The 22,210-nt window shown below is 42.6% G+C and carries 28 protein-coding genes; 7 read left to right on the top strand and 21 right to left on the bottom strand.

The window, feature by feature from the left end:
- Positions 1 to 73: 73 nt before the first annotated feature.
- From astD to DXX92_RS01680, 4 genes are all read left to right on the top strand, one after another.
- A complete protein-coding gene (astD, locus tag DXX92_RS01695) occupies positions 74 to 1,543 on the top strand; it encodes a succinylglutamate-semialdehyde dehydrogenase (protein ID WP_115998837.1) in 1,470 nt (489 codons plus the stop codon).
- Positions 1,544 to 1,900: 357 nt separating this feature from the next.
- Positions 1,901 to 2,701: a DUF1338 domain-containing protein gene (locus tag DXX92_RS01690; RefSeq protein ID WP_115998836.1), complete on the top strand. Its 801-nt coding sequence runs from the start codon at positions 1,901 to 1,903 to the stop codon at positions 2,699 to 2,701.
- A gap of 354 nt (positions 2,702 to 3,055) precedes the next feature.
- Positions 3,056 to 3,403, top strand: a complete 348-nt coding sequence (locus DXX92_RS01685) for a DUF3802 family protein (protein WP_115998835.1) — start codon at positions 3,056 to 3,058, stop codon at positions 3,401 to 3,403.
- 69 nt (positions 3,404 to 3,472) lie between these two features.
- Complete coding sequence (locus DXX92_RS01680) at positions 3,473 to 3,877, top strand: OsmC family protein (protein WP_115998834.1); 405 nt, start codon at positions 3,473 to 3,475, stop codon at positions 3,875 to 3,877.
- Positions 3,878 to 3,972: 95 nt separating this feature from the next.
- Here the strand turns inward: DXX92_RS01680 and DXX92_RS01675 are convergent, their stop codons facing one another.
- Positions 3,973 to 5,226: a hypothetical protein gene (locus DXX92_RS01675; protein WP_115998833.1), complete on the bottom strand. Its 1,254-nt coding sequence runs from the start codon at positions 5,224 to 5,226 to the stop codon at positions 3,973 to 3,975.
- On the bottom strand, positions 5,227 to 6,126 hold the full coding sequence (locus DXX92_RS01670; protein ID WP_115998832.1) for a phosphoribulokinase: 900 nt from the start codon (positions 6,124 to 6,126) through the stop codon (positions 5,227 to 5,229). It abuts the gene before it with no gap.
- Positions 6,127 to 6,366: 240 nt separating this feature from the next.
- On the opposite strand from DXX92_RS01670, the gene DXX92_RS01665 reads away from it, so the two are divergent.
- Together DXX92_RS01665 and DXX92_RS01660 are read left to right on the top strand one after the other, a co-directional pair.
- The gene (locus DXX92_RS01665; RefSeq protein WP_245961378.1) at positions 6,367 to 7,266 is read left to right on the top strand and encodes a cytochrome-c peroxidase; all 900 of its coding nucleotides are present in this window, start codon (positions 6,367 to 6,369) and stop codon (positions 7,264 to 7,266) included.
- Positions 7,267 to 7,578: 312 nt separating this feature from the next.
- Positions 7,579 to 9,708 carry a response regulator gene (locus DXX92_RS01660; protein ID WP_181901668.1) on the top strand — a complete coding sequence of 710 codons (2,130 nt, stop codon included), beginning with the start codon at positions 7,579 to 7,581 and terminating at the stop codon, positions 9,706 to 9,708.
- Positions 9,709 to 9,988: 280 nt separating this feature from the next.
- Here DXX92_RS01660 and rplQ read toward each other — a convergent pair whose 3' ends face one another.
- The 18 genes from rplQ to DXX92_RS01570 form a co-directional block, all read right to left on the bottom strand.
- On the bottom strand, positions 9,989 to 10,393 hold the full coding sequence (gene rplQ, locus DXX92_RS01655; RefSeq protein ID WP_115998829.1) for a 50S ribosomal protein L17: 405 nt from the start codon (positions 10,391 to 10,393) through the stop codon (positions 9,989 to 9,991).
- Between the two features lie 38 nt (positions 10,394 to 10,431).
- Complete coding sequence (locus DXX92_RS01650; RefSeq protein ID WP_115998828.1) at positions 10,432 to 11,421, bottom strand: DNA-directed RNA polymerase subunit alpha; 990 nt, start codon at positions 11,419 to 11,421, stop codon at positions 10,432 to 10,434.
- 24 nt (positions 11,422 to 11,445) lie between these two features.
- Positions 11,446 to 12,066 carry a 30S ribosomal protein S4 gene (gene rpsD / locus DXX92_RS01645; protein WP_115998827.1) on the bottom strand — a complete coding sequence of 207 codons (621 nt, stop codon included), beginning with the start codon at positions 12,064 to 12,066 and terminating at the stop codon, positions 11,446 to 11,448.
- 22 nt (positions 12,067 to 12,088) lie between these two features.
- Complete coding sequence (gene rpsK, locus DXX92_RS01640; RefSeq protein WP_076420861.1) at positions 12,089 to 12,478, bottom strand: 30S ribosomal protein S11; 390 nt, start codon at positions 12,476 to 12,478, stop codon at positions 12,089 to 12,091.
- A 14-nt stretch (positions 12,479 to 12,492) separates the two neighbouring features.
- Positions 12,493 to 12,849 (bottom strand): 30S ribosomal protein S13, encoded by a 357-nt coding sequence (rpsM, locus tag DXX92_RS01635; protein ID WP_115998826.1) that lies wholly within the window; start codon positions 12,847 to 12,849, stop codon positions 12,493 to 12,495.
- Between the two features lie 150 nt (positions 12,850 to 12,999).
- Positions 13,000 to 13,116, bottom strand: coding sequence for a 50S ribosomal protein L36 (gene rpmJ, locus DXX92_RS01630; RefSeq protein WP_074496180.1), 117 nt, complete (start codon positions 13,114 to 13,116; stop codon positions 13,000 to 13,002).
- 19 nt (positions 13,117 to 13,135) lie between these two features.
- On the bottom strand, positions 13,136 to 14,458 hold the full coding sequence (gene secY, locus DXX92_RS01625) for a preprotein translocase subunit SecY (RefSeq protein WP_115998825.1): 1,323 nt from the start codon (positions 14,456 to 14,458) through the stop codon (positions 13,136 to 13,138).
- An 8-nt stretch (positions 14,459 to 14,466) separates the two neighbouring features.
- Complete coding sequence (rplO, locus tag DXX92_RS01620; protein ID WP_115998824.1) at positions 14,467 to 14,901, bottom strand: 50S ribosomal protein L15; 435 nt, start codon at positions 14,899 to 14,901, stop codon at positions 14,467 to 14,469.
- Positions 14,902 to 14,903: 2 nt separating this feature from the next.
- A complete protein-coding gene (gene rpmD, locus DXX92_RS01615; RefSeq protein WP_115998823.1) occupies positions 14,904 to 15,083 on the bottom strand; it encodes a 50S ribosomal protein L30 in 180 nt (59 codons plus the stop codon).
- Between the two features lie 6 nt (positions 15,084 to 15,089).
- The gene (gene rpsE / locus DXX92_RS01610) at positions 15,090 to 15,596 is read right to left on the bottom strand and encodes a 30S ribosomal protein S5 (protein WP_115998822.1); all 507 of its coding nucleotides are present in this window, start codon (positions 15,594 to 15,596) and stop codon (positions 15,090 to 15,092) included.
- A 9-nt stretch (positions 15,597 to 15,605) separates the two neighbouring features.
- Positions 15,606 to 15,959: a 50S ribosomal protein L18 gene (rplR, locus tag DXX92_RS01605; protein ID WP_115998821.1), complete on the bottom strand. Its 354-nt coding sequence runs from the start codon at positions 15,957 to 15,959 to the stop codon at positions 15,606 to 15,608.
- Positions 15,960 to 15,968: 9 nt separating this feature from the next.
- Positions 15,969 to 16,502: a 50S ribosomal protein L6 gene (gene rplF / locus DXX92_RS01600; RefSeq protein WP_115998820.1), complete on the bottom strand. Its 534-nt coding sequence runs from the start codon at positions 16,500 to 16,502 to the stop codon at positions 15,969 to 15,971.
- 11 nt (positions 16,503 to 16,513) lie between these two features.
- Positions 16,514 to 16,906 carry a 30S ribosomal protein S8 gene (gene rpsH / locus DXX92_RS01595; protein WP_116002256.1) on the bottom strand — a complete coding sequence of 131 codons (393 nt, stop codon included), beginning with the start codon at positions 16,904 to 16,906 and terminating at the stop codon, positions 16,514 to 16,516.
- 13 nt (positions 16,907 to 16,919) lie between these two features.
- Complete coding sequence (gene rpsN, locus DXX92_RS01590; RefSeq protein ID WP_115998819.1) at positions 16,920 to 17,225, bottom strand: 30S ribosomal protein S14; 306 nt, start codon at positions 17,223 to 17,225, stop codon at positions 16,920 to 16,922.
- 11 nt (positions 17,226 to 17,236) lie between these two features.
- Positions 17,237 to 17,776, bottom strand: a complete 540-nt coding sequence (gene rplE, locus DXX92_RS01585) for a 50S ribosomal protein L5 (RefSeq protein ID WP_115998818.1) — start codon at positions 17,774 to 17,776, stop codon at positions 17,237 to 17,239.
- 14 nt (positions 17,777 to 17,790) lie between these two features.
- Entirely contained in the window at positions 17,791 to 18,105 is a 315-nt protein-coding gene (gene rplX / locus DXX92_RS01580) for a 50S ribosomal protein L24 (RefSeq protein ID WP_115998817.1), read from the bottom strand.
- Between the two features lie 12 nt (positions 18,106 to 18,117).
- Positions 18,118 to 18,486 carry a 50S ribosomal protein L14 gene (gene rplN / locus DXX92_RS01575; protein ID WP_115998816.1) on the bottom strand — a complete coding sequence of 123 codons (369 nt, stop codon included), beginning with the start codon at positions 18,484 to 18,486 and terminating at the stop codon, positions 18,118 to 18,120.
- A gap of 327 nt (positions 18,487 to 18,813) precedes the next feature.
- Positions 18,814 to 19,005, bottom strand: a complete 192-nt coding sequence (locus DXX92_RS01570) for a hypothetical protein (protein WP_115998815.1) — start codon at positions 19,003 to 19,005, stop codon at positions 18,814 to 18,816.
- Positions 19,006 to 19,163: 158 nt separating this feature from the next.
- Between DXX92_RS01570 and DXX92_RS01565 the strand changes: the two genes are divergently transcribed.
- Positions 19,164 to 21,347, top strand: a complete 2,184-nt coding sequence (locus DXX92_RS01565; RefSeq protein ID WP_115998814.1) for an OsmC domain/YcaO domain-containing protein — start codon at positions 19,164 to 19,166, stop codon at positions 21,345 to 21,347.
- A gap of 65 nt (positions 21,348 to 21,412) precedes the next feature.
- Here DXX92_RS01565 and DXX92_RS01560 read toward each other — a convergent pair whose 3' ends face one another.
- Entirely contained in the window at positions 21,413 to 22,183 is a 771-nt protein-coding gene (locus DXX92_RS01560; RefSeq protein ID WP_115998813.1) for a DUF2145 domain-containing protein, read from the bottom strand.
- Positions 22,184 to 22,210 lie beyond the last annotated feature (27 nt).

Below are 22,210 nucleotides of genomic sequence, written 5' to 3'. Positions count from 1 at the left end.
CTTATTGCTTTGTGGTTGCTCTGCTTACGACATTACAGAGTGATACCGACAGCAAGAACATAGAGAAATACATATGACGCAAGCAATTCAATTTATCAATGGTCAATGGCAAGCTGGCCAAGGCCATGAAGTTACCTCGCTTAACCCTGCAAAAAATGAAGTCATTTGGCAAGGAAACACAGCTACTGCAACGCAAGTAGATGAAGCGATTAAAGCCGCTCGCACCGCATTTACTAGCTGGTCAATGCAAAACTTAGAAGACCGTATCGCGGTAATTGAAGCGTACGGCAAGCAGCTAGAAGAAAACAAAGAAGCAATGGCGCGTACTATTGCTGAAGAAACTGGCAAGCCATTGTGGGAAACCCGCACAGAAGCAGCGGCAATGATGGGTAAAATTGGCCTATCATTAAAGTCTTACCACGAGCGCACGGGTACCGTTGAAAACCCAATGCCAGGCGCAAAAGCGTTTATTCGCCATAAGCCACACGGTGTTGTTGCGGTATTTGGCCCATACAACTTCCCAGGCCACTTACCAAATGGCCACATTGTGCCAGCGCTAATCGCAGGTAACACTGTGGTATTTAAGCCAAGTGAATTAACCCCGAAAGTAGCTGAGTTCACGTTAAAACTTTGGGAAAAAGCAGGCTTACCAGCGGGTGTGATTAACCTAGTACAAGGTGAATTAGAAACCGGTAAAGCGCTAGCAAGTCACCCACAAATTGACGGCCTATTCTTCACTGGCTCTTCAACCACAGGTAAATTGCTACACGAACAATTTGGTGGCCAGCCGGGTAAAATCTTAGCGTTAGAGATGGGTGGTAATAACCCGCTTATCGTTAAAGACGTTGCTGATGTTGATGGTGCAGTGCACGAGATTATTCAGTCGGCCTTTATCACCACAGGTCAACGCTGTACTTGTGCCCGTCGTTTATTCATTAAAAACGATGCTCAAGGCGATGCTATTATTGCCAAATTAGTTGAAGTGACAAAGAATATCAAAATTGGTCATTTCGATGCCGAAGAACAACCATTTATTGGTTCAATGATTTCAGCCAAAGCGGCACAAGGTTTAGTGGCAGCGCAAGCACAATTAGTTGAATTGGGCGGTAACAGCCTAGTTGAATTGAAGCACTTAGAAGCTGACACAGGTTTTGTTTCACCGGGTATTATTGACGTTACTGCGATTGATGCATTACCAGATGAAGAGCACTTTGGCCCACTATTGAAAGTGTTCCGCTACACAGATTTTGATGCAGCGATTGTAGAAGCTAACAACACCAGTTTTGGTTTGTCAGCGGGTCTACTTGCCGACAGCAAAGACGATTACGATTACTTCTTCGCTCGCATTCGTGCCGGTATTGTGAACTGGAATAAGCAAATCACCGGCGCCAGCGGCGCGGCACCTTTCGGTGGTATTGGTGATAGCGGTAACCACCGTGCATCGGCATACTACGCAGCAGATTACTGTGCGTACCCTGTGGCCTCTGTTGAAGCTGACAAGGTGGCGATGCCTGCAACATTAAGCCCAGGATTAAGCATTTAATTGATCTTGATTAATCTTTCGTATGCCCGCTTTCTTTATCATGCCTTCTTTTAGCATGGCAATGGTATAGTAAACAGGCATACGATTGATTAAAATATCGACCATGAAGCTGACGTATCAACTAAAAACTGCAGGCTTTCGCCCAGCATTTTTCAAAAGTATTGATCAAATCTAAATCACTGACGACAAGTTAGCGTTTGCTTTCGTCATGCTCAACTTTTACACCTAAGCGCTCGCTGACCTGACGCCCTCTTATTCACGTTATTTGAATTCATTTTATCAACGAATTTAATAACGGGATCTTAACCCTAACTAATGATTTATTAGCGTTTAATTCGCCTCTTATTAGGAACTGTTATGACTGCGCAAGTTACACAATTATTTAACAACATTTGGCAACACTACTTAACCGTGACTCCGTCTGCGGAAAAAATTCACCAGTTATTAGGCTCGGGCAACGATGTGATTAACGATCACGTTGCTTACCGCACTTTTAACATTGAAAAGGTTGGCTTAGACAAGCTAGCAGCTCACTTATTAGCGCTTGGTTACAAAGAGTGTGGTGAGTACAACTTTGAAGCGAAAAAGCTTTACGCTAAGCATTTTGAGCACGCTGACAGCACTCAGCCAAAAGTATTTATCAGCGAATTATTAGTTGAAGAATTCTCACCTGAAGCACAAGCGATTATCCACAAGTTAGTTGAGCAATTGCCAGAAGAAGCAGTTACTGCAGAAAACTTCTTATACTCAGGTCGTCAGTGGCAAGTAAGCCATGAAGACTACCAAACACTATTAGCAGAAAGTGAGTACGCAGCTTGGGTTGCGGCATGGGGTTACCGTGCAAACCACTTTACGGTAAGCATTAACCACCTAGAAAACCATGAAACTATCGTTTCAGTAAATGATTCACTAAAAGACGCTGGTTTTACGCTAAACAGTGTTGGTGGCGAAATTAAAGGTGACGAAACGGTGAAGCTAGAGCAGTCTTCAACCATGGCAGATCACGCTGAAGTAGCGTTCACTGATAAAACCGTTAGCATTCCTAGCTGTTTTTACGAATTTGCGAAACGCTACCCACTAGAAAATGGTGAGTTATACACAGGCTTTGTTGCAGCTTCTGCCGACAAGATTTTCGCCAGCACTAACGTTGCTGCCTAGTTGCTCAACTCTCCAGTCGCTTAGCCTTAAAGCTAACCACTAGCTCAGCAATAAGCGAACGATACGCGCTGTTACTGTATTAATTTATGCAGTAGTAGCGCGACCTTTACTCCTTAAATTTCCCTCTGCTCGACCAAATTCTACGCTAATCATTTGATGCGTTTTAAAGTCAATTGATATGACTACCTAACCACTCAAACCCTTCGGTTACCTTAGCTAAACGCGTTATTTACACCGTGTTAACCAAGCGACATTTTCCTTCGATAAATTTCCTACGACGCTACCGGCAAACTTGCGTCAGACAAGCGATTAAGAGTAAAGTATCTGCCAATTTAACATTAACTTTGATGAATTATGGTTACCGATACTGAAGGTTATGTTCATATCATTGAATACCTCACTGAACACTTAAGCTTGTTTGAAAACGCCAATAACAGCAATAGCGGTGAAACCGTAATGGAAGTGATTGAGCAAGAGCTCAGCGAACAGATCATTTTGGTGTGCAGCCAAAACGAAGATTTAACCTTTAACCAACGCAATATGATTATTCGCGAGGTTGATTCTATTGTTTATGATTTAGAAGAGATTTTATCAGCCGTTGTTAACAATGCCGTCTCTGATAAACAGCGCGTATTTCTTAAAGAATTTGCTACCTTGATCAAAAACCTATTTGATACCGAAATTCACCACCTTCCTCACTAAACTCGTTAGAGGGGCAAACAGGCTCCTCAATACGAATTTACATCTGATATAACAACGACAGAGGCAATTATGAAAGCAACCGTTACTTGGGCTGGCGAAGAACTGTTTTTAGCACAGTCTGAAAGTGGCCATTCATTGGTACTTGACGCAAATGGCGGTAAAACCGCACCAAGCCCACTTGAAAATGTTCTCCTCTCGCTTGGCAGCTGCTCATCAGTTGATGTGGTCAGTATTCTGCAAAAAGCACGTCAAAAGATCACCGACTGTCGTGTCGAAATTGACGCTACACGTGTTGATTCTGTGCCACGTTTATTCTCTGATATTCACCTACATTTTGTGATCACTGGGACAGACGTTGCCGCCAAGCATGTTGAGCGTGCTGTCAGCTTATCAGCAGACAAATACTGCTCAGTTGCACTAATGCTCAATAAAACCGTCAAGATTACTCACGACTTTGAAATTGTAGAAGCGTAGTTTTACAAAACTAATCCAAACCGAACTGGACTAAGCCGAGCTGAGCTAAGCCGAGCTGGGCTAAGCAGAGCCGAACTGGGCAGAGCTCAGCTATACTACCATCCAAATGTATCTAGCACTTGCTGGTAATCATCATCAGAGAGGAAAAGATTGGCAACCGCTAATGCCGTTGCCTTGTTCACTTGACCACCCGCTTGTGCTTTAAAGCCCAATCCTAACCAATAGTCGAAACTGATTTTATCTGGCACGCCGCTATATTGTGCTAACAATTGATAAAAGTAAGCGCCACAGTGGTAGAGTGCTTGATAGGCTTGCTGCTCAGCAAATTCATCCACCAGAGTTTCTGATAACTTTACTTCACAGCTAAGCTTCGCCTGTTGACGCTTTTGTTCAACAAAAGTTTTCGCCTCAGGGTAAAAGGTCATGAGTAACTCGCCCGCTACAAACTCAGCGTGACCTTCATGTATCCAAGCGTCTTGAGCGCTGATATGTTGTACATAGCTACCTTGATAAAGGTGCACCACTTCATGGGCGTAAAACCAGATTAAATCATAAGGATTGGTTTGCTTTAGCTGACCGTACCAGTGCATAAAGATCTGATCGGGTAATACCCCGCCTTGACGGCCATAGCGTTCACCACTGGTTTGCTCAAACGAGGCAAAAAGCATAGGTTTGCGTGGCAATTTAGGAAAACGCTCCGCCATTGCGGTGATTGCTTTTGGCAAGAATTGATGAAGGGCAGAAGTAACCTCTTCAGGTAGGGCATTGTCTATCACCGAGATGTAATAGCGAGTGTCGTTGACTTCTGTGTTGCCAACAAATACTTTTCGACCATCATTATCATCATACCAACTAACTTTGCCATAAGCTGATTGCCCATTGAGGATAATACGCTCGCTAGGCGGCGCAGACAGCGTTAAATACCAAGTATGCTCATTACCCCTGCACAAAACTGCACACGCAAAAAAACGCCCGCTATGCAGCAATATCGAGCCGTCTGAAAATACCGCAAATGGCGCATAGGACTTAGGCAGATGTGTGTAGGTTGGCGTTAATGCGAATGAAACCGAAGTAAAGCGAGTATTATCGTTGCGAAAAACAGAGTCCTTACCGTTGACCTTACGTAAAACGTAGCCTTTGTCTAATAGTTGCCAACGGTCAAAGCGCGAGTCATCCGGTGAATGATGAAACTGAATGCTTTGGATTGGCGTTTTACTGCGATAGGTAACCGACCACTGATTATCTTCCGATTTTTGTAAGTCAGTAATTAGAATGTTATTGGCACTCAGCGTAAAGCTAGAGGAAAGCAGTGCTATCCATAGAACAACGCGAACCACTAACGCCAACATTTATAGATCTGACATCCAATCGAGCTGTTTGTTCGCTTCCGCTTTTTTGTCCATCAACTCTTTGATCAGCGGGGTTAGAATTAACTCCATTGCAAAGCCCATTTTACCACCCGGCACCACCAAGGTATTAACGCGTGACATAAAAGCACCGTCAATCATCGACAAATAGTAAGGAAAATCAATATGGGTTGAATCACGAAAACGGATAACGACAAAACTTTCATCTAATGACGGAATGGCTTTAGCGCTAAATGGGTTTGAAGTATCAACCGTTGGCACGCGCTGAAAGTTAACATGAGTGCGAGAAAATTGCGGTGTAATAAAGTTGATATAGTCGTCCATCGAACGAACAATGCTATGAGTTACCGCTTCACGGCTATGGCCGCGCTTGTTAGTGTCGCGGATAATTTTTTGTATCCATTCTAAATTGACAATCGGTACCATGCCAATCAGTAAATCAACATGCTGAGCAACATCGTTTTTGTCGGTTACCACGCCGCCATGTAAGCCCTCGTAAAACAGTAAATCTGTTCCTTCACCTAAATCTTCCCATGGCGTAAAAGTTCCTGGCATTTGGTTATAGGGCACAGCTTCGTCAAAGGTATGCAAATAACGGCGCATTTGGCCTTTGCCCGTTTCACTGTAATCTTTAAAGAGTTTTTCTAGTGCATCAAAGTCATTGGCTTGATCACCAAAGTAACTAATATTGCGTCCTTCATCACGAGCTTTACGCTTTTCTAAATCCATTTCTTGGCGCGAATAACGGTGAAAGCTGTCTCCCTCAACATTGGCAGAGGTAATATCTAACGTGCGAAAAATATGCTCGAACGACTCAGTCGTTGTTGATGTACCTGCACCTGACGAACCAGTTACAGCAATGATGGGATTACGTGAAGACATTGAAAGTCACTTAATTCACTTTTAAGGCCAAGGAGTTTTGTTATACGGGCAATCAATTTTCAGGTCAAGCCATTCTAATTGTTTATTATTCAGCTAAACTAAGGAGGTATTTGAATGGCATAGAACGGATTAATGGTTAAGCGGTATTATCAGTCACTTATCGTTGGAATTGCTTTAGCTATCTCCATTCCCTTTAGTTATTTTGTTTTTTTAACAATAAGCTACGATAAAAGCGAAACTTTGCTCAACAAAACGCAGTACGACTTTGTCAATGTTGATCATGCGATTCAACCTTTACCGACAAACTATATTGTCGATCAACAATGGGCCTCATTAGGCAAAGCCTTATTTAACAGCCCACTACTCTCCAAAGACAATACGATTTCTTGCGCTTCCTGCCATATGCTGGATTTTGGTGGTGATGACGGCTTTAGTGTTTCTACTGGCGTTGGCAGTCAATCCGGTTCTCGTAACTCCCCTACAGTACTTAATGCAGTTTTTAACTTTAAACAATTTTGGGATGGCAGAGCCAATAGCCTAGCACAACAAATTGACGGCCCTATTCACAATCCCATTGAAATGGCGACATCTTGGCCTGAGGTGATCAACAAACTAAGCCAAGATAGCTACTTCTCAACCGCCTTTAAAACCCTAGGCGTAAGTCATATTGAGAGTGAACACATCGTTCAAGCGCTGACTATTTTCGAGCAATCTTTGATAACCCCTAATGCCCCTATTGATCGCTACTTACTCGGTGATGAAAGCGCACTGACTCCACAGCAGCTTCGTGGCCTAGATAAATTTACGCAGTTTGGCTGCAGTGCCTGCCATCAGGGGCGTAATATTGGTGGTAATCTATTTCAAAAACTAGGTCAAGTGGGTGATATTCCTGCTGAGTTGGCGGCAGACAAAGGTAAGTTTCACCTTACTAGCGATCCACTCGACTTATATGTATTTAAAGTACCTAGCCTAAGAAATGTCGCCTTAACCGCCCCTTACTTTCACAATGGCGCAGTTAAAACCTTACCAGAAGCAATACAGATAATGGCCAAAACACAGTTAGGCAGAGAGTTATCAAGCGAAGATATTAATGACTTGGTTGCCTTATTAGAAAGTTTTACCGCGCCAATGAGTCACTAGCTTGTCATGAATATTTTTAAGTACCTACCTGAAATAGTTTGCTTAGCGATATTTTGTATCGGCTCAGTAATTGGCGTAAATCTACATCATACGAAATCTCAAGAGCATGAATCCTTAAACCACCTTTCCAAGCTTGCGCAGCTTGTTCCTAAACACACTAATGAGGTGGTTAATACAAACTTCGCTGCTCAAAGACACTACGACATTTATGCGCAACTTCAGTTCGAAATTGATCAACTTTTAATTAAGTTGCCGGCTGATAGTGAAGTTAGGTTTTTAGTTAAAAGGTACAACGAACTTTCAAGTAGCTATATGCAACTCGTCACTATGCTAAAAACCTCGAGACAACTAGTTGCCAGTACCAAATTAACCGAGCTTTCAACACCCCAATTAAACAAGCTTAGCTTATTAACCAAACGGCTTTTCCTATTTATTATTGCCCCGAATCAAGCATTGCAATCTGAGTTATTAGAACTCCTACAAACGATTGACCAAGATGTTGCCATTAGAACAGCATCTGACAATAGCTGGGGATTGTTTATGCAGCATGTTGTCTTTATTCTCGAAAACACCATTAAGTCTGACGAACTTAAGCTCGCAATGGAATCGCTTGATGTAAATAGTGCACTTCAAGCGGCACTAGATAAGCAAACAATTACGATTAAGCAAGCTGAACAAAGTACCTTTATTAGCCTTTTAGCCATGCTTATTGCCGCCCTAACACTGGTAATTACAGTGCTACTGCGCTTGCAAAAAGAACTCACCCTTAAAAATGAAAAATATAGAGAAAGCGCTGAGGTAAAAAGTAAATTCTTAGCCAATATGTCGCATGAAATTCGAACGCCAATGACGGGAATTATTGGCCTTGCTGAATTATGTTTAAGCACACCACTAAACAGGGAGCAAAAAGATTACCTAGACAAGTTATTATTTTCGGCTAATTCATTGCTAACAGTGATTAACGATATTCTCGACTTTTCTAAGATAGAGTCAGGCAAGCTAAATATCGAACATGTGACATTTGACTTTATTGATGTATTTGATAATTTAAGTGTATTAGTTGGTCGGCCGGCGGAAGAAAAAGGTATTGAATTAATCTTTGATATCGATGAACAAATACCAGCAAAAATTATCAGCGATCCCGTTAGGATCAGCCAAATTCTACTAAACCTCACCTCCAATGCAATTAAATTTACCGACCAAGGCCATGTATTAATTTCGGTAAAACTTAACGCTGACAATACCATAGCCTTCGCGGTAGAAGATACGGGGATTGGCTTATCAGCTAAACAGCTAGCGAGTCTATTTGAACGATTTACTCAGGCAGATAACTCGACAACTCGAAAATATGGTGGGACTGGTCTAGGTTTGGCCATCAGTAAAAAGTTAGCTAAATTAATGAATGGTGATATCCATGTTACTAGCGAGCTGGGTAAGGGTTCGACCTTTACCTTAACGTTACCAGTAGAGCTAGTTAACACCGAAAATGCCGATCAACTAGTTAGAGTAGACTCCCAAAAACGCATACCTAATAGTATCCAAGATTCCGTTCAAACAGGTTCTCCTAGTAAAAACGCCCTCCCCCTTCAGGGCAGTAGACTACTACTCGTTGAAGACAACAAAGTGACGCAACAAGTTATTGCTCAGATGTGTAAACGATTAGGGGCTAGTGTCGTAATTGCAGCGACAGTAATTGAAGCTATAGCCAAGATACAAGAATCTTACTTCAACATTGTGCTATTGGATTGGCATTTACCGAAGCAAAACGGCTTGAACCTAATCAATCACCTGAATAATCATGCCGATGCTGTTGGTTGTGCCATCATTTGTAGCGCATTTAGCCCTGAGTACATTAGAGCTCAGACACAAGATAGCGGCAGTTTTAAGTATTTAGCAAAGCCTGTGACCATAGCTAGCCTAGAGCGTGCACTTACTGAGAAGTGCGATCAGCATATAGCCACCAAGCAAATAACTCCTAGCCCTCCTCCGTCTTTGGCAACACAGAAGAAGGAGGCAAATGATGATGCAAAGGTAAGTAATAAAACGCAGCCGGAAAATCAGCGTAAAAAAACCGTACTTTTGGTTGAAGATAATCGGATCAACCAACTAGTAGCTAAAAACTTGCTAACTGAATTTGGCGTTAATGTTGATTTAGCTGAAAATGGTAAGGATGCGATCAACGCTGTTGCCGTTACTAAGTACCCACTAGTACTGATGGACATACAAATGCCCGTAATGGATGGTATGGATGCCACTAGAGCGCTCAGAAAGGACTACGATAAGGAAACCCTACCCATTGTCGCCTTAACAGCTAATGTGACTGAACAGGAAGTTTCACAATATTTGGCACTAGGCATGAACGCCCATCTAAGCAAGCCTTATGAAAAGGACAAAATTAAAGCCTTGCTACATGATTACCATTTAATCACGGAAGAGCAATAAACCTCTGCTCAGGATAACAAGCTTAAAATTGCCATCAAAACTAACCTTGCTAATCTCAGGCTCATACAGAGAATTGTGAACAAGTGATTTGTTCTAAGACTGGCAGTGAAATTTGTCTGTTAATTAGTTTTAGCTAGATACAAAGCAGATATAAAGTGAATAGTTGAAAGAAGCACATTCGCAATGAAAAACTGAGGCACCTCGTTAATTGAGCTCAAATTTCAGCCATAAAAAAACGGAGCCTAAGCTCCGTTTTTTAGTCTTTCACTTAAAGCGTGGTTTATGCTTCAGTGTTAGCTTCTTCTGTTTCAGCTGCTTCTTCAACAACTGGACGATCTACTAACTCAACATAAGCCATAGGCGCTTTATCACCAGTACGGTAACCGCATTTAAGAATGCGAGTGTAACCACCTGGACGCTCTTGGTAACGAGGACCAAGTTCGCTGAATAAAAGACCTACTACTTCTTGGTCACGTGTACGAGCGAATGCTAAACGACGGTTTGCAACGCTGTCAGTTTTTGCCAATGTAATTAGTGGCTCAACTACGCGACGTAATTCTTTAGCTTTAGCAACAGTAGTTTTGATCACACCGTGCTTAACTAAAGAGCTTGCCATATTGCGGAACATCGCTTGGCGATGACTGCTATTACGGTTTAACTGGCGACCGCTTTTACGATGGCGCATAAGTTAATCCTTCTCTACTATTAGGTTACGATATCGATTTAGTCGTTATCAGCAATGCTTTCTGGTGGCCAGTTCTCTAGGCGCATACCTAAAGATAAACCACGAGACGCTAACACGTCTTTGATTTCAGTAAGTGACTTCTTACCTAAGTTAGGTGTTTTAAGAAGTTCTACTTCTGCACGCTGTACTAAATCACCGATATACTGAATTGCTTCTGCTTTTAAACAGTTCGCTGAACGAACAGTTAACTCTAAGTCATCAACAGGACGAAGAAGAATTGGGTCAAATAGAGGTTTCTCTTCTTTTTGCTCCACTTCTGTCACATCACGTAACTCAACAAACGCATCTAGCTGTTCAGCTAAAATAGTTGAAGCGCGACGGATAGCTTCTTCTGGATCCAACGTACCGTTAGTTTCCATGTCGATAATTAGCTTATCTAGATCTGTACGTTGTTCAACACGTGCAGAATCTACGTCATAAGCAATTCTTTCTACAGGACTGAATGAAGCATCAACCAATAAACGGCCAATTGCTCGCTCTTCTTCTTCGGCTTCGCGACGAGTAGAAGCTGGAACGTAACCACGACCTAACTCTACTTTGATACGCATGCTGATAGAGCCGTCACCTGTTAAGTGACAAATAACGTGCTCTGGATTTGCAATTTCTACATCACCATCGTGCTGAATATCAGCAGCCGTAACAGGGCCTTCACCAGACTTTGTGATCGTTAGAACAGCTTCGTTTTTGCCTTCTAAGCGAACGGCTAGTCCTTTAAGGTTCAGCAAAATTTCGATGATGTCCTCTTGAACACCTTCTTTACTGCTGTACTCGTGTAATACGCCATCAATTTCTACTTCCGTGACAGCACAACCTGGCATTGAAGATAGTAAAATACGACGTAAAGCGTTACCTAAAGTGTGACCAAAACCACGCTCTAATGGCTCTAGTGTAACTTTAGAGCGAGTAGGGCTGATAGTTTCAACATCTACTAAACGTGGTCTTAAGAATTCGGTTACAGAACCCTGCATTGTGTCCTCTCTTAAAGTTCAGCTTTACTTCGAGTAAAGCTCGACAATCAACTGTTCATTAATTTCAGCAGACAAGTCTGAACGCTCAGGAACACGCTTGAACACGCCTTCCATTTTCTTGTTGTCTACTTCAACCCAGACTGGCTTCTCGCGTTGTTCAGCTAATTCTAAAGCAGCAACGATACGCGCTTGAGTTTTAGCTTTTTCACGGATTGAAACCACATCTTCTGCTTTAACAGTGAAAGATGGAATGTTTACAACAACACCGTTTACTACGATTGCTTTGTGGCTCACTAGCTGACGTGCTTCAGCACGTGTGCTTGCGTAACCCATGCGGTAAACTACGTTGTCTAAACGAGTTTCTAAAAGTTGTAACAAGTTTTCACCTGTGTTGCCTTTTAGACGAGCCGCTTCTTTGTAGTAGTTACGGAATTGCTTCTCTAATACACCGTAGATACGACGTACTTTTTGTTTTTCACGAAGCTGAACACCATAGTCAGATAAACGACCGCGACGCGCGCCGTGCTGACCTGGGATAGTTTCGATTTTACATTTAGTATCGATCGCGCGAACACCAGACTTAAGGAATAAGTCAGTACCTTCACGACGGCTAAGTTTTAGCTTAGGACCTAAATATCTTGCCATTTTCTTTCTCCAACTATCCTAATTAAACGCGACGTTTCTTAGGAGGACGACAACCATTATGAGGAATAGGAGTAACGTCAGTAATGTTGGTGATTTTAAAACCAGCAGCATTTAAGGCACGGATTGCAGATTCACGACCTGGACCTGGACCTTTAACGAATACTTCAATATTCTTCAAACCAAACTCTTGCGCAGCTTTACCAGCGCGATCTGCAGCTACCTGAGCAGCAAATGGAGTAGATTTACGTGAACCACGGAAACCTGAACCACCAGCAGTTGCCCAAGATAATGCATTACCTTGACGGTCAGTAAGAGTTACGATTGTGTTGTTGAAAGAAGCATGGATATGAGCCATGCCATCAGCAACTTGTTTTTTTACGCGCTTACGCGTACGAACTGGAGTTTTAGCCATGTCTAATTACCTCGTTACTTTTTAATAGGCTTACGAGGACCTTTACGGGTGCGCGCATTAGTTTTAGTGCGTTGACCACGTAGAGGAAGACTGCGACGATGGCGAATACCACGGAAACAGCCAAGGTCCATCAGACGCTTGATGTTCATAGAAACTTCACGGCGTAAGTCACCTTCAACGGTGTACTTATCCACTTCTGCACGAAGCAAATCAATTTGAGCTTCGTCTAATTCGCTGATCTTAGTAGATTCTGCGATACCAGTTGCCGCCAAAATTGCTTTTGAGCGAGTTAAACCGATACCGTAAATCGCAGTAAGGGCAATTACTGCATGCTTACGATCAGGGATGTTAATGCCAGCGATACGGGCCACTAACACATCTCCTATATTTAAAAATTAATAACCACAGGTTGAAAAGCCCGTTAGGATACTCAACCTGAACCTTTTTGCAAAGCGAAGCGGCATTATACAGAAATATCTCCATAATGCCACTTCTAAAAGATTTAGCTAGCTAAGGGTAAATTAACCTTGGCGTTGCTTGTGCTTAGGGTCGGTCTTGCAAATTACACGAACAACACCTGCACGCTTAACAACTTTACAGTTGCGGCAAATCTTTTTTACGGATGCACGAACTTTCATCTTACTACTCCGTTAAACCTTATCGGCCGTAGCCTTTAAGATTAGCTTTTTTAAGCACGCTGTCATATTGATGAGACATCAAATGAGTTTGTACTTGTGCCATAAAGTCCATGATTACTACAACAATGATAAGTAGCGATGTACCACCAAAGTAGAACTGAACGTCCCACGCAATCATCATAAACTCAGGAACCAAACATATAAAAGTAATGTATAACGCACCAGCTAAGGTTAAACGCGTCATTACTTTATCGATATATTTCGAAGTCTGCTCACCAGGACGAATACCTGGAATAAACGCACCAGACTTTTTCAGGTTATCTGCTGTTTCACGCGGGTTGAAAACCAACGCCGTGTAGAAGAAGCAGAAAAAGATTATCGCAGCAGCTAGTAGCATTACATACAGAGGCTGACCCGGAGAAATTGCCATTGACAAGTTCTGGAAGAAATCAGCTACCGCACCATCACCTTGACCAAACCAGTTAGCCAATGTTCCAGGGAACAAGATAATGCTTGAAGCGAAAATTGGTGGAATAACACCAGCCATATTCACTTTCAATGGTAAATGCGTGCTTTGTGCAGCAAACACCTTACGGCCTTGTTGACGCTTCGCGTAGTTAACAACGATACGACGTTGACCACGTTCAACAAATACAACAAAGAAGGTTACTGCGAACACAATCACTGCAATTAGCAATAATACTAATAAGTGCAATTCACCTTGACGCGCCATCTCTGCTGTTTGACCAACAGCGGATGGCATACCAGCAACAATACCAGCGAAAATTAAAATCGAGATACCATTACCAATACCACGTTCGGTAATTTGCTCACCTAACCACATTAAGAACATGGTGCCGGTAACCAAAGAAACGACCGCAGTGAAGTAGAAGCCCATGCCTTCGTTAATCACGAGGCCAGGCATCATAGCCGGTAAACCACGAGCAATCGCGATTGACTGAACTGTTGCTAATACTAAAGTACCGTAGCGAGTGTACTGGCTGATCTTACGACGTCCAGCTTCACCTTCTTTTTTCAGTTCAGCCATTGCTGGGTGAACTACAGTTAATAACTGCATGATAATCGAAGCTGAAATGTACGGCATAATACCGAGTGCCAGTACAGAGGCACGCTCAAGTGCACCACCAGAGAACATGTTAAACATTTCTACGATGGTGCCCTTTTGTTGTTCAAACAACTGAGCTAATACAGCGGCGTCAATACCAGGGATTGGCACAAATGATCCAAGTCTGAACACGATAAGTGCAAGTACCACGAACCATAATCTTTGCTTAAGCTCGGTTAGTCCACCTTGAGCTTTATCCGTACCTGGTTTAGCCATAGTCTGTATTATTCCTCGATTTTACCGCCAGCAGCTTCAATGGCTGCACGTGCGCCTTTAGTAACACCAATACCACGAATTGTTACAGGCTTAGTGATCTCGCCAGAAAGCATGATCTTAACTGTTTCAATGTTACGCGTGATAAGGTTAGCGTCTTTTAACGTGTGAATGTCAACAACATCGCCTTCGATTTTGTTCAACTCGTGTAAACGAACTTCAGCGTGAACTAAAGACTTACGAGAAGTGAAACCGAACTTAGGTAAACGTTGTTTTAAAGGCATTTGACCGCCTTCGAAACCAGGACGTACGCCACCGCCAGAACGAGACTTCTGACCTTTGTGACCGCGACCACCTGTTTTACCTAAACCAGAACCGATACCGCGACCTACACGTTTCTTGGCTGATTTAGCGCCTGGTGCAGGAGATAATGTATTTAAACGCATAATTAGTCCTCCACCTTAATCATGTAATGTACTTGATTAATCATACCGCGTACAGAAGGAGTATCTTCTAACTCTACTGTGTGGTTGATACGACGTAAACCAAGGCCACGTAATGTCGCACGGTGCTTAGGTAAGCGACCGATTGAACTTTTAACTTGAGTTACTTTAACTGTTTTAGCCATGCTTGATTACCCCAAGATGTCAGCAACGTTTTTACCACGCTTAGCAGCTACAGACTCAGGCGACTTCATGTTCGCTAGAGCACCGATAGTTGCGCGTACAACGTTGATTGGGTTAGTAGAACCGTACGCTTTAGATAGTACGTTCTGAACGCCAGCAACTTCTAGTACTGCACGCATCGCACCACCGGCGATGATACCTGTACCTTCAGAAGCAGGTTGCATGTAAACTTTAGAACCTGAGTGACGACCCTTAACTGGGTGCTGAAGAGTAGTACCCTTCAAGTCAACAGTTACTAAGTTACGACGAGCCTTTTCCATTGCTTTTTGGATTGCAGCAGGAACTTCACGTGCCTTACCGTAACCAAAACCAACGCGGCCATTACCGTCACCAACTACAGTTAATGCTGTGAAACTGAAAATACGACCACCTTTAACCACTTTTGATACGCGGTTAACAGCGATTAGCTTTTCAGCCATATCTGTTTGTTGTTGTGTGTTTTCTACATTAGCCATGATCAACTCCTAGAACTGAAGGCCAGCTTCACGAGCTGCTTCTGCTAACGCTTTTACGCGACCGTGGTAACGGAAACCAGAGCGATCAAATGCTACAGACTCAATGCCTTTAGCTTTTGCGCGTTCTGCGATTGCTTTACCTACAGCAGTTGCTGCAGCGATGTTACCAGTTTTTTCAACTTGTGCTTTCACTTCTTTGTCTAGAGTAGATGCAGAAGCAACTACTTCAGAGCCAGTTGGAGCGATAAGTTGTGCGTAAATGTGACGAGGAGTACGGAATACGACTAAACGATTCGCACCCAACTCGCTGATTTTTGCACGTGCACGTTTTGCACGGCGTAAACGAGATGTTTTCTTATCCATCGTATTACCCTACTTCTTCTTAGCTTCTTTACGGCGAACGTGTTCGTCATCGTAACGGATACCTTTACCTTTGTAAGGCTCTGGCTCACGGTATGAACGAATGTTTGCAGCAACTTGACCAACCAACTGCTTGTCTGCACCAGTAAGTACAACTTCAGTTTGGCTAGGAGTTTCACACTTGATTCCTTCAGGAATAGCGTGATCAACTGGGTGAGAGAAACCTAAAGAAAGGTTTAACACTTTACCAGCAGCTTTTGCACGGTAACCAACACCATTAAGAATTAATTTCTTAGTGAAGCCTTTGCTTACGCCTTCCACCATGTTGTTGATGTTAGCGCGCGCTGTACCAGCTTGCATCCACGCCGCTTTGCTTTCTACAGCAACAGTTGTAGTAAGAGTGTCGCCTTCTTGAGCAACGTTTACTAAGCTGTTGATAGTGCGAGAAAGTTCGCCTTGTGGACCTTTAACAGTAATGTCTTGACCTGATAACGTAACAGTAACGCCAGCAGGAATTGACACAGGTGCTTTTGCAACACGAGACATATTCTTGCTCCTTACGCTACGAAACCGATGATCTCGCCACCTAGGCCCGCAGTGCGAGCAGCGCGATCAGTCATTAAACCTTTAGAAGTAGAAACAATAGCAATACCTAAGCCTGCTAACACTTGTGGTAATTCGTCACGACCTTTGTATACACGTAGACCTGGACGAGAAACACGTTTGATTGTTTCGATTACTTCTTTACCTTCGAAGTATTTCAACTCAACAGTTAGTTCAGGCTTTGCTTCACCTGCTACTGCGAAATCTGAAATGTAACCTTCTTCTTTAAGCAAGTTAGCAATAGCTACTTTTAGCTTTGAAGAAGGCATAGTTACTGCAGTTTTAGTTGCAGCTTGACCGTTGCGGATGCGTGTAAACATGTCCGCGATAGGATCAGTCATCATAATTGCTTTCTCCTTATTACCAACTAGCTTTCTTAAGACCAGGTACTTCACCGCGCATCATGTGCTCACGCAACTTGATACGGCTTAAACCGAACTTACGTAAGTAACCGTGTGGACGGCCTGTTACGTTACAACGGTTACGTTGACGTGAAGAACTTGAATCACGTGGTAAAGATTGAAGTTTTAATACTGCATCCCAACGCTCTTCTTCAGAAGAGTTTACGTTTGAGATAATTTCTTTAAGTGCACGGCGCTTTTCTGCGTACTTAGCGACTAATTTAGTGCGCTTAGCTTCGCGTGCTTTCATAGATGATTTAGCCATAACTCTACACCTTATTTCTTAAACGGGAAGTTAAAGGCAGTCAGCAAAGCACGACCTTCCTCGTCAGATGCCGCAGTAGTAGTGATAGTAATATCCATACCACGGATCTTATCGACTTTATCGTAGTCGATTTCAGGGAAAATGATTTGCTCACGCACGCCCATGCTGTAGTTACCACGGCCATCGAACGATTTAGGGTTCAAGCCACGGAAGTCACGGATACGAGGAACTGAAATAGAGATTAAACGCTCTAAGAATTCCCACATGCGCTCACCGCGCAGAGTTACTTTTGCGCCAATAGGGTAGCCTTCACGAATTTTGAAGCCAGCAACTGATTTGCGTGCTTTCGTGATTAAAGGCTTTTGACCTGAGATTGCAGTAAGATCATTTGTGGCGTTTTCTAATACTTTTTTATCAGTAATAGCTTCACCAACACCCATGTTTAGGGTGATCTTTTCAATCCGAGGGACTTGCATGACACTTTTGTATTCGAACTTCTTTTGAAGTTCAGCTACAACTGTATCTTTGTAAAAATCATGCAGTTTCGCCATCGTTTACTCCAATATTAAACTAATTCGTTATTAGACTTGAAGAAACGAACTTTTTTGCCGTCTTCAATTCTAAAACCAACACGATCCGCTTTGCCCGTCGCAGGGTTAACGATCGCTACGTTTGAAACGTGGATTGGTGCTTCTTTTTCAATGATGCCGCCAGCTTGCTGTAACTGAGGTACAGGCTTCTGGTGCTTCTTGACTAAGTTAACGCCTTCCACAAATACTTTGCTGTCTTCAACAAGAACTTTGGTAACTTTACCAGTTTTGCCCTTGTCTTTACCTGCAAGTACAATTACTTCATCATCACGACGAATCTTAGATGCCATTATCGTGACTCCTTATAGTACTTCTGGTGCTAGTGACACGATTTTCATGAACTTTTCAGTTCTTAGTTCACGTGTTACTGGCCCGAAAATACGAGTACCAATTGGCTGTAAGTTAGCATTTAACATTACTGCCGAGTTGCCGTCGAAACGAATGGTAGAACCATCTGAACGACGTACGCCCTTTTTAGTGCGCACCACTACCGCGTTTAAAACATCACCTTTTTTAACTTTGCCGCGAGGAATTGCTTCCTTCACTGCAACTTTGATGATATCGCCAATGCGTGCGTAGCGACGGTGCGAGCCACCAAGGACCTTTATACACTGTACACGCTTTGCGCCACTGTTATCAGCAACATCAAGCTGTGATTGCATTTGGATCATTTATATGTGCTCCGCTGTTAATAAATTCAAGGCCAGAAATTTGACCCGTCACTGCCTTTAAAACCCAACCGGAATTCGGCGGGCGCGAGATTATAACACCACCCATTTCAAAATGGTACTTTATTTGAACAATTAAATTAATTGGCGAAATTAAAGACTGAAAATGGATAATTAACTACCGCTAGCTATGCCATTTTACATTGATGAGTTAACAGACAACTGTATCAATTGGTTACCCAAAAGCTATTTTTATTGACTAGGTTTTAATCATACTTAACAAGAACTTCTTTGCCGCTGAGCCTTCAATCTCTAATTCGTGTTCCATCACTATATTTGCTTTTTTTCGAAGGTTTGCTCCAGAGATAGCGCATTGAGGCGATTTTTAATGGCTAGTACTTTGTCTTTTTTGCTGTCACCTGCTGAGAATTCCGTAACATTTTTCAGTATGGATTGCGAGGTATCTATTTGCTCAGGCTTCTTGCTAGTTTCATTGTTTGCGAGCCCTACTACTATTGTCACCTTTACTATTTACAAAGTAACAATTTTTCCAAGACTATTAGGCTAAAAACACCGATAATTACAGGAATACTTATTATCGCTTGAACGCAGTCTATTAGCTGCTCAGCAATGCAGTAACTTTATCGACGTAAGTTACTCGCGTGTTATTAGGATACTCTATGGAAATCAAGGTTAACTTTCTTGACAATTTGCGCTTAGAAGCGAAGTTTGATGATTTTACCGTTATCGCTGACCAACCTATCCGCTATAAAGGTGATGGCTCAGCACCTAGCCCATTTGATTACTTTTTAGCGTCTTCTGCATTGTGTGCCGCTTACTTTATTAAGGTGTACTGTAAGGCCAGAGACATCTCTACTGATAATATTCGCCTATCGCAAAACAATATTGTTGATCCAGAAGATCGCTACAATCAAATCTTCCAGATTAACGTTGAGCTACCAGACGATATTTCTGAGAAAGACAAAAAGGGAATTCTGCGTTCAATTGAACGTTGTACCGTTAAGAAAGTGGTTCAAACCGGCCCAGAGTTTAAAATTGAAACAGTCGACAACCTAGACGCCGACAACCAAGCCATGATCATGGTATCACCGGATGAAGCCGCTTCGACTTACATTTTGGGTAAAGACTTGCCACTAGAAAAAACCATTGAGAACATGACGGGCATTCTCGAAAACTTGGGCATGAAAATCGAAGTCACCTCATGGCGTAATATTGTGCCTAATGTGTGGTCACTGAATATTCGCGATGCGGCCTCACCCATGTGCTTTACCAATGGTAAAGGAGCGACCAAAGAAAGTGCGTTATGTTCAGCACTTGGCGAATTTATTGAACGCCTAAACTGCAACTTCTTTTACAACGACCAATTCTTCGGTGAGGAAATAGCGAATGCTGATTTTGTTCACTATCCAAATGAAAAATGGTTCCAACTAACCGAAGATGACAGCTTGCCGACAGGTCTTCTGGACGACTACACACTAGAAATTTACAACCCCGATGACGAACTGTGTGGTTCGCACCTGATTGATACTAACTCAGGTAATATTGAGCGCGGTATTGTTGCCCTGCCCTATCAGCGCCATTCAGATGGTGAAACCGTATATTTCCCATCTAACCTAATTGAGAACTTATTCCTCAGTAACGGTATGAGCGCCGGCAACAACATTTTTGAGGCACAAGTACAGTGTTTATCGGAAATTTTTGAGCGTGCGGTTAAACGCCAGATCATTGAACAAGAAATTGTATTGCCTGATGTCCCGCTATCCGTATTGGAGAAATACCCAAGCATTCTTGCAGGTATTCAAGGGTTAGAAGAGCAAGGCTTCCCTGTTGTTGTTAAAGATGCTTCGCTTGGCGGTCAATTCCCAGTAATGTGCGTGACGCTGATGAACCCAAGAACGGGTGGCGTATTTGCATCATTCGGTGCACACCCTAGTTTTGAAGTGGCATTAGAGCGCAGTTTAACCGAGTTACTTCAAGGCAGAAGCTTTGAAGGCTTAAACGACGTACCAAAACCAACGTTCAATAGTATGGCAGTGCAAGAGCCAGAAAACTTTGTTGAACACTTTATTGACTCAACTGGTGTCATTTCATGGCGCTTTTTTAGTAGCAAGGAAGATTACGAGTTTGTGGAATGGGATTTCTCTGGCACAAATGAAGAAGAGAACCAACAGCTACTCGCCATTTTGGAATCACTTGGTAAAGAAGTTTATATCGCCACTTACGATGATTTAGGCGCTACGGCATGCCGTATTTTAGTACCTGATTATTCGGAAGTTTATCCAGTCGAAGATTTGATTTGGGACAATACCAACAAAGCCCTGCACTACCGTGAAGATATTCTTAACCTTCATCGCTTATCAGAAGACGAACTAATCGATTTAGTAGAGCGCTTGGAAGAAAGTCAGTTAGATAACTACATTGATATTCGCACGCTAATTGGCATTGAGTTTGATGAGAATACGGTATGGGGACAACTCACCATTATCGAACTTAAAATTTTGATCTACTTAGCAGTTGGTGGCTTAGAGCAAGCTTTTGAACTCATTGGCGACTTCCTTCAATACAACGACAATACCGTGGAACGCACTATGTTCTTCCGCGCGGTACACAACACACTGGAAGTTGCATTAAATGAAGAGCTTGAATTCGAGCATTACCAAACGGCATTCACTCGTATGTATGGTGAAGATCGTATGGCTGAAGTAATAGGACTCATTAATGGTACTGATAACTTCCATGGCTTGACTGAAACCAGCATGGCACTGGAAGGAATTGAGCCACACCTACGTTTGATTGAAAGCTATAAGAAGCTGCATCAAGCAAGGGCGGAAAAAGCCCTATAACGTTTCAGTATTATTAAGCAGCGCTACTTCTTATTAAGTAGCGCTTTTCTTCTAGCTTTACAACTTTATCCTCTGAAGATAAGGGTATCACCTGCCAGTTCATATTTTTCTAGATATCGCCCAATAGAGCCAAAAGACGCTGTTTTCACTTTTCCTTTGTGATCCCGAGTCGTTACGCCATCAGCAAACAAACCGCCCAAGGCTAATTTAAAGCCACTGACTCTGACACGTTGTGGGTCAAAATACTCACGCGCGTTCGCTTTTAACTGGCGCTTGTCAGTCGTTTGGTAAATCGCAGCATTAATAATATCAAGCGTATGTTCGGTACAATTTTGATACTGACTGTTAAACGGATTCGCAATTAACGAATATTTAGGGTTATGTAGTAACTGATTCTTACCACTGGTAATAACTTCAATAATCTTGGTTTGCAGCTCAGGTGTCGGAATAATTATGCCGGCTTTTAGGTCGAAAGCACCCCAGAAAAAATCAACTGGGTAATCTGTTACCAATGCGCTTTTCCCACCATTTTCACCATCTTGATAAAGGTTGTGAATGGCATAACCATTTACCTTTTCACCATTATCTACAGTGATTTGGGAGTACACTGCAATTGCCGTATGAGTAAACTCAATGCCTTTTGGCAATTTCGATTGGGGCTGCCCAACTCTAGCAATAATAAAGGCTCTAGCACCTTGTTTGGCCGCATACTTTTCAACGTCTTTGGCAAACTTAGCGATTTGCTCAGGTTTAAATCTCGCTTCGGCGACTTGGTTGCTGCCAGCAAACGCGTTAAACGCCAATAACGTTAACACGACTAAAAATAAGTTTTTCATATCTGCTTCCTGCTACTCATAAATAAT

The organism is Thalassotalea euphylliae (assembly GCF_003390395.1).
In the GTDB taxonomy this organism is placed as follows: domain Bacteria; phylum Pseudomonadota; class Gammaproteobacteria; order Enterobacterales; family Alteromonadaceae; genus Thalassotalea_F; species Thalassotalea_F euphylliae_C.
Note: the sequence above shows the minus strand (reverse complement) of the source record. Positions and strands in the feature narration are given on the sequence as shown.